This window comes from Sulfolobales archaeon, from assembly GCA_038897115.1.
Classification (GTDB): domain Archaea; phylum Thermoproteota; class Thermoprotei_A; order Sulfolobales; family AG1; genus AG1.
The window spans coordinates 1-6665 of record JAWAXC010000112.1 but is presented as its reverse complement, the minus strand read 5'-3'; the positions used below and the strand labels follow the sequence as shown (position 1 = coordinate 6665).

The 6665-nt window shown below is 46.7% G+C and carries 8 protein-coding genes; 1 reads left to right on the top strand and 7 read right to left on the bottom strand.

The window, feature by feature from the left end; genetic code table 11:
• The 4 genes from QXE01_10825 to QXE01_10810 form a co-directional block, all read right to left on the bottom strand.
• Positions 1-1334 (bottom strand): DUF402 domain-containing protein (locus QXE01_10825; GenBank protein ID MEM4971730.1); only part of this gene is annotated, 1334 nt, incomplete at its 3' end.
• A 31-nt stretch (positions 1335-1365) separates the two neighbouring features.
• Positions 1366-1641 carry a UPF0147 family protein gene (locus QXE01_10820; protein ID MEM4971729.1) on the bottom strand — a complete coding sequence of 92 codons (276 nt, stop codon included), beginning with the start codon at positions 1639-1641 and terminating at the stop codon, positions 1366-1368.
• Positions 1642-1975: 334 nt separating this feature from the next.
• Entirely contained in the window at positions 1976-3079 is a 1104-nt protein-coding gene (locus QXE01_10815) for an aminotransferase class V-fold PLP-dependent enzyme (protein MEM4971728.1), read from the bottom strand.
• Positions 3072-4025 (bottom strand): D-2-hydroxyacid dehydrogenase, encoded by a 954-nt coding sequence (locus QXE01_10810; GenBank protein ID MEM4971727.1) that lies wholly within the window; start codon positions 4023-4025, stop codon positions 3072-3074. Before QXE01_10810 ends, QXE01_10815 begins: the two co-directional genes overlap by 8 nt.
• Positions 4026-4118: 93 nt before the next feature.
• Between QXE01_10810 and QXE01_10805 the strand changes: the two genes are divergently transcribed.
• Entirely contained in the window at positions 4119-5243 is a 1125-nt protein-coding gene (locus QXE01_10805) for a hypothetical protein (GenBank protein MEM4971726.1), read from the top strand.
• A gap of 8 nt (positions 5244-5251) precedes the next feature.
• Here the strand turns inward: QXE01_10805 and tsaA are convergent, their stop codons facing one another.
• From tsaA to QXE01_10790, 3 genes are all read right to left on the bottom strand, one after another.
• Positions 5252-5755, bottom strand: a complete 504-nt coding sequence (gene tsaA / locus QXE01_10800) for a tRNA (N6-threonylcarbamoyladenosine(37)-N6)-methyltransferase TrmO (protein MEM4971725.1) — start codon at positions 5753-5755, stop codon at positions 5252-5254.
• Positions 5756-5912: 157 nt separating this feature from the next.
• Complete coding sequence (locus QXE01_10795; GenBank protein ID MEM4971724.1) at positions 5913-6356, bottom strand: type II toxin-antitoxin system VapC family toxin; 444 nt, start codon at positions 6354-6356, stop codon at positions 5913-5915.
• A 2-nt stretch (positions 6357-6358) separates the two neighbouring features.
• Positions 6359-6665: hypothetical protein (locus QXE01_10790; protein MEM4971723.1), on the bottom strand; the 307-nt coding region annotated here is incomplete at its 5' end.

Genomic DNA, 6665 nt, shown 5'->3' with positions numbered 1-6665 from the left:
GGTTTTCCACATATTCTCTCGAATCTCTCTTTATCAACTATCTTTAGCCCTTGGGCTGTTATTGCCGCGTCTATCTCTAGATCTAGGTAGCAGATCTTTATTATACCATCATATAGTATCACGGGTCTCGTGTTTATATTCACATATACTCCTTTGAGTCTTGCGTCGCTAGCATAATAGGCGTGGATCAGGATCCACATGTCCTCCCCAGCTACTGTGAATGCCTTATCATCCCTCTCCTTGGGGATTCCAAGGCCATCATAGATCCCTGAGCCCATTATGTTCCTCAGAATACCCATGTATATCTTACCATTATCCTCCATATAGATCCTCAGCCTACCCCTTCCAAGCTGGTGTGGCTTCTCAAATGGCCTTCCATGTATTATGGATACCTCTGCACCTCTATATAGGTTCTCGAGGACATATCTTCTTATCCCACCTCTAACAGCGTTTGGATCTCCACCGCTCGCCACGATCCCGTCTAGCAGATCTGCCACCTCTGGATGCTCTGAATAGGTTTTTATTATATGGTGCATTGGGGCTGTAGGCGTCACCATAGATCTGATTCTATCTAGCTCCTCCATATCATCAGGAGATAGCTGTATAAAGGCTATGCCCTCACCGATATATAGAGGCTCTAGCTTAGAGCTCGATCTAGCTTTTTCAGATATGGATTGAAGGGTTTTCCTAAGCCCCTCGAACTCCTCTAGAAGCTCGGTTATAGACGCCCTCGCAGCCGAGCTCCTCCAAGATACCCCGAGGCCCTGCCTCAGAATCATGTCTGAGACGCCTTTGAGCTCTAATATAACATCTGGATCCCTTATATGTTCCGAGATCTTCTGGACAGGCTTATCCAAAAGGATCATGTTCCTTCCAACAACATATATACCCCTATCCACTATTGGAGCACCATCATCCCTATAGCCTATAATAGTTGCGACCATCTCCTCACCCTTATAACAGGTTCTATCCCTTAGAAACCCATTAACACCTATCGGCGTCTCTACATAGCATCCGCCAGCCTCCTGTGAGGTTGCTGAGGTTCTGAATACCATGTAGAGGGGTAATGGGCCTCTGTAGAGGGATCTCCTCAGCACGCTTGATAAGGCGTTGAATGCCTCCTCAACAGCGCCTGGTATCCCCACTATTACTAGTAGGCTCTTATCGTCATCACTATTCTTCACAGTAACATCTACATAGCCCTCACCCTCAGCACCTAATCTCCTTGAGAGCTTCTCAGATATATCGCTCGGCTTAAACCCCCTCTCCATGAGGATCTTAGCTATAGCTGTTGCATAGATACCCCTAACTCTGAAGCCATAGGCGCTCCTCAACTCTATAGCAGATCACCCTTTAGCGTGATAGCTAGTCCTTAACAGTCTCGAGCCTGGTAGCGATCTGCCATAGGAGGTTCCTAGCATGGGTAGGCATGTTGGGATCCTGGCTAACCTCGTCCAAAATGCTAACAGCGTTAGCAGCTCTAACACCAGGGGTTAGACTCGTCTCCTGGAGGATCTTTATAGCCTGTATAGCAGCCCTCCTGATATTCCTGGGAACCTGGGAATCGTTTACAATACCCATGAGGAGCATGAGGGCCTCCTTAATCTTAGCCTCATTCTGAGCCCTCTTCTGGGCCTCGATGCTGCTCAAGCAAGCCACCCCCAGATCTGCTTCCAAATATCAATATGTAATAGGCAGTTTTATTTTTATATGACCCCTTCCCCGCATTAAAAGTCGGGGTTTGCCAGCTGTTTTATCAAAACAAACCATATGTGGATCTGACTTTCTCTCAACCTTAAAAGGGCTTAGATCCTAATCATGAAGATCCTGATTATGTGTGGATTTTTACAATAAATTGGTTAAAAGGGGTCTATCATTGGTAAGATGATGGGATCTTTGTTAGGGGATTCCCTAACAGAGGATCTCCGACTCTATACTCTAGAGGGCTGGTTCTCGGCTATAGCTACTATCTCTTCTATCTTCTTCGAAGGCTTATCTCAGAAGCTAGATCCTTGATCTTCTTAGCCAGCTCCTCTAGATCCTCCTTCGATATGTTCCCCATCGTACCTATTCTTATCAGCCTATCCCCATCCTCTCCTATCCCCCTCGCTATGATTATCCCCTCCTCCGCTAGTCTATCAACGATCTCTGTTGCTCTGATCGCTTTGTCCATGATCTTGAATACAGCTACTGTGTTTGCTCTATAGCTTGGATTCTCTATTAGGGGGGTTATTAACGGGGTTTCCATGGATCTGTAGAGGGTCTCAGCCCTCTCCCTATGGATCTCTATGTTTCTCTCAACACCTATTCTTAATATCCTCTCCAGGGCTCCGTCTAGGGATTGTAATAGGTTTATTGCTGGTGTGAATGGTGTAGACCCCTTTTCGATCTGCTCCATATATAGGCTGAGATCCATGTATCTGGGTGGCGGAGCCGATCTAGATACGGCTCTAGCCCTTTCAACTAGGTAGTCGCTTACAAGAACGAAGGAGACACCTGGGGGTGCTCCTATGGCTTTCTGGGAGCACGAGGCTACAGCCCCTATGCCCCAGCCTGAGACGTCTAGCTCCTCCCCAGCGAATGATGATACTGCGTCTAGGAGTAGTGGGGATCCTAGTGAGCTTGCTAGCTTCGATAGCTCTCTCAGCTCTGATACTCTATGGCCATAGCTTGTCTCGACGTGGGTGGTGATTATCCATGAGATCTTATTCCTCCTCACTAGATCCTCTATATATCCTAGATCAAGGGGGGATCCTGGATCAACTCTATAGACATAGACCCTAGCACCCCTTCTAGAGGAGCTCTCGGCAAGCCTCTCGCCGAAGACGCCGTAGCTTATCACAAGAACACCCTCTCCAGGCGATACAAGGCCATAGATCATCGCTTCTGTTGCGAGCGTCCCACTACCAGCGAAGATCGCTACACCACCCCTATGCCTCGAAACAATGGATAGCTTCTCAGCAACCCCTAAGATGATCTCCTTAAAGCCAGGGGATCTATGGCTTAGCACAGGCTTTAGAAGACCCTCGAGAGCCTCTCTATAGGGCTCTACAGGCCCTGGTGTGAAGAGCCTAGGCATCTCGGGCAAACCTCTCCAATATCTTGTTAAGAGCTAATATAGCCCCCCTCTCCTGGGCCTCAGCTGTTTGGAACCCTATATGAGGGGTTGGTATAACCCTTGGATGTCTTATAAGGGCCTCCTCAACACTCCCCCTCTCAGGTGGCTCCTTCTCGAAGACGTCTAGGGCTGCGCACCAAACCCTCCCCGTTTCCAGGGCTTCTAGAAGAGCTTCAGGATCTATGACACCTCCTCTAGAGGTATTTATAAATATACAGCCTGGCTTTAGCATTGAGAATTCCCTTCTAGAGAACATCCTCTTTGTCCCCTCGTTGAGGGGTATGTGGAGGGATATGTAGTCGCATTCGGGTAACATGCTATATAGATCCCTTCTAAACTCTATCCCAAGCCTCTCAGCCTTCTCAGAGAGATCTAGTATATCGTGTGCCACCACCCTCATACCAAGGGCTCTCCCAAGCTCGGCAACCCTAGACCCTATCCTCCCCAGGCCGACTATGCATAGTGTTTTACCATATAACTCTCTGCCCAAGGGCCTCTCCCATGATCCGCTCTTCACGTTTTTAACAACATTATATAGATCCCTTGAACACATGATCATAAGGCCTATTACAAGCTCAGCCACAGATATTACGGGAGCCTCTGGGGTGTTTATAACCTCGATCCCTTTTCTAGCTAGGGCTTCAACGTCTATGTTATCCAACCCAGTTCCTACTCTAACAACTAGCTTTAGCCTCTCAGCCCTCTCAGCAACCCTTGAATCGATTCTATGTCTGCTTCTAACAACTAGGATATCATATCCATTGACCTTATCGAGAAGCTCTACAGGATCTATCCCCGGTGTATATGTTACCTCGAAGCCCCTCTCTCTAAGGCCCTCTAATAGCTTCTCAGAAACCCTATCTACAACAAGAACCCTGGGGCTGCGGTTCTCGACAAATAGAACCACCGAGCATTATATCTATAGGGGTATATAAAGTTTAGCCATATATTCTAAACAGCTTTTCCCCTTCTAAGCGATATTAGCTTGAGAGTATATTGAATGGCCATCCTCTTGGATCGGGGTATGTGGGCTAGATATGTGGATGAGGATCTAGCATCTATATATATGAGCCTAGCAAGGGTTATGAGGATCTACGAGGAGATCAAGAGGGATCCAGGGCCTTATAAGCAGTTCTTCATAGGCGTCATAGGGGGTAGGAGTGTTGGTCATTCAAGGAGGGTTATGAGGGTGTTGAAACGCCTACTAGGGGTGAGGGTCTCAGGGGCTGGGGAGGTCCTCAGGCTAATAGCATCTGGCGTCCCCTTTGAAAAAGCCTCGGAGGGTGTTTCGATAGATTTTAGCGGTGGGACTAGCTTTAGAGGGCTTGCATCTGTCTCTATACATGCTCTCGAATCTGTTTTTAGAGGTGTTTCAAGAGATCCTGGTGTGCTTTTGAAAAGGGTTGAGGAGCAGGTTGTAAGGGATCTCTCAGCTCTCAGAAGCGATCCTCTATATATATTCAAGGTGTTGGGTGGTGTTGCAGCATCCTCGATAAGGGCTATGCCTCTTAGAAGCCCTCATAGCCTTGTTATCAAGGCTCTAGACTCGATACCCCTCGGGATCTTTAGAAGGCTCTTCGGAGATCCTGGTGAGGTTTCTAATGCCTCTGGAGGGCTTCTAGATCTTCATATAGGTCTTCAGCTGGGGGACGAGGATCTATCTATATTATCCCATAAACCGGGGTCGCCTGGGGATAAGGTCTCGGCTGTTATAGAGAATCTATATAGCATTCACTCGATGATTAGGAAGACATGTAGACCATATATCCAGGGTGATGATGAGAAGCTCCTCCACATGAGGATCATGGCTCCAGAGGCTAGGAGGATAGCTAGGGATCTAGGGATAGACCTCGGGGTTGAGAGGATCTTAGTGAGATCCGCTATTAAAACATCGAATCCAAGCCCAGACATAGCTGTTATAAAGGGTATAGCTATAGCAGATAAAGATCTATGTAGAGTCGGGCTGGGGGGTAGCATCGCAGTTGGATGTAGAGAGTTCCTAGAATATATAGGTTTAAAGATAGCCCTGGGGATCGGGAGGATCGAGGTTGTAGGTAGGACTGAGAGGAAAGCAAGGATCAGATGGTCTATCGCGCTAGAGAGCTCCAAGCTAAAAGAGATCTGAGATCTGTTCTATATCTCCCTAGCATCCGGATAGATCCTCCTAATACGGTTCAAGAGATCGGAGTACCAGCCAGGAACACCTATAGAATCAACCCTCCTAGAATATGTATATGGCTTTATATCAAGAACAGGGGTTCCATCAAAGAGATCTAGACCCCTCACATGGAGAACCCTCCCACTCCTCCCCACAAGCCTCACAATAGAGAGAGCAATGGGGTTAGGCCTGAAGGGAGAGTCGGTGCAGAAGACACCAACCTCGGGCACCTCATCCTCCGATAACCCGAGTCTAATCCACTTCCTAGGCCTAACCCTGAGCCTAACCCTATCCTGGGCAGAGATCTTGTGGAGATAGGCTATGATTATCAGATGTGAAAAACCATCTATCCCAGCCAAACCCTCCTCATACTCAGGAAGAATTTCTATATCACCATCAACACCCTCAAAAGACTCTCTAACAACATCATCCGAAAACCCCACCCTTATAAACCCTATAGGCCTGAGAACAATCTCCATAGACACCACCATATATTAAATGAGAATAGGTTTTGATATCCAATTCTTCCAATCCCATCTCTCCTCATCAACCCCCCGCCATCAATATAGTTCCAGCTTTCAATAATCATCTAGGGCGAGTCTCATTAGGAAAACCCTTTCGGCTTTATCTTACTTGCTAACCTAGTAACCTGCTGTTAAGTCCTTCTTTAATAGCTACTTCATATAGTTTTTGATCTCCTGTATAAAATTCTTGAGCATTAATTAATTTTGCAGATACTATTTGTAGGGCGTCTGCTTCATATATATGATATCTCTCTATGAGCTTCCATGTTTGGGCTAGAAGCTTTGACCTTATTGGAATCAACCTGAGAACTCCCAGCTTTAGGAACCTTATAGTTTCCTCGATAAATTGATACCTTGCTAGCCTGTACTCCTCTTCACACAGCCATCCTCGGCGATAGTATCTATCTAGAACGCCAAGAACCTCACCAATATTCCAAAGCGAAAATGATAGAAGGGCCTCACCCCTTAATACCCTGTTATAGATGTTTGAAACTACATCGCTGCCAGCTTCAAGAATATAGCGCTTAACTATAGCGCTCGAATCAAAATACACCACCGTCAACCTCTCGAATCCCTCAATTCTCTCACAACATAGCCCGCATCTGTGGTAACACGGGGCTTTACAGGTGTCACTTGTATAGATTTATAAGCTTTCATTTCTTCCTGTAGCAGCTCTTCCAAAGCTCTTATAACAGTTTGCTCATACAGCTCTTCCTCTATCGCTTCCTCAACAGCCCGGCTTAACGTTCTCAACCCTCTTTCAACAGCAACCCTAGACTTGAACCTCTCCCACAGATCCCGATCAACAACAATACTAGTTTTCACCTTATCTTTCAAACACACACCATATAAGATTTCTACCTCG

Excerpts from the sequence above, each read along its gene's own strand:
- tsaA (MEM4971725.1), bottom strand. The coding sequence starts at position 5,755 with ATGGAGATTGTTCTCAGGCCTATAGGGTTTATAAGGGTGGGGTTTTCG.
- QXE01_10815 (MEM4971728.1), bottom strand. The coding sequence starts at position 3,079 with ATGCCTAGGCTCTTCACACCAGGGCCTGTAGAGCCCTATAGAGAGGCT.
- QXE01_10805 (MEM4971726.1), top strand. The coding sequence starts at position 4,119 with ATGGCCATCCTCTTGGATCGGGGTATGTGGGCTAGATATGTGGATGAG.